Genomic DNA, 824 nt, shown 5'->3' on the forward strand with positions numbered 1-824 from the left:
CCTGCTTCATCTTGAATTTCAAAGACTGCATCAGCTAAAACATCTTTATTTTCTTTATCTACTTTTGTAATTTCTACATTTCCTGTATCTACTAATTCATTTTCTACTGTTAGCTTTAATGCTGTTACTCTACCCTTTTCAATGTCGAATGAAATTGGCTTTTCTAGTGGTTTGTATCCTGCCGGTGTTTCTACTTCCACCAACTCATACTTCCCAATAGGTAAATCTGAAACATTTGCTTTTCCTTCTTTATCCGTCGTTACTTTCGTAACTACTTTTCCTTTTGAATCACGTACTTCAAATACAACATTTTCTAATGGAGCTTTACTATCTTTATCTATTTTTGTTATCTCTACATTCCCTGTATCCACCATTTCATTTTCTACTTTTAATGATAGAACCTCGGTCATGCCTTTTTTGATTTCAAATGATACTGGTTTTTCTAGCTTTTTATAACCAGGTAAACTTTCTACCTCTACTAATTCATACTTTCCTACAGGTAAATCTGAAACATTTGCTTTTCCATCTTTATCTGTCGTTACTTTTGTAACTTCATTACCCTTTTCATCTTGGACGATGAATGTTACTCCCGCTAACGGTGCTTTATTATCTTTATCTATCTTTGTTATCTCTACATTTCCCGTATCTACCATTTCATTTTCTATTTTTAATGATAGAACTTCAGTCATGCCTTTTTTGATTTCAAATAATACTGGATCTGTTAGTTTCTTATAGCCTGGTAAACTTTCTTTCTCTACTAATTTGTACTTTCCTACTGATAGATCTGAGATTTTTGCTTTACCATCTTTATCTGTTTTTACTTC

At 32.3% G+C, this 824-nt stretch carries 1 protein-coding gene; it reads right to left on the minus strand.

Going from position 1 to position 824, the window contains the following annotated elements:
* Positions 1-824, minus strand: an 824-nt coding sequence (locus MR160_RS33710) for an MSCRAMM family protein (RefSeq protein WP_242299221.1), incomplete at both ends; no start/stop codon positions are given.

The organism is Bacillus cereus group sp. BfR-BA-01382 (assembly GCF_022663475.1).
Lineage (GTDB): Bacteria > Bacillota > Bacilli > Bacillales > Bacillaceae_G > Bacillus_A > Bacillus_A thuringiensis_S.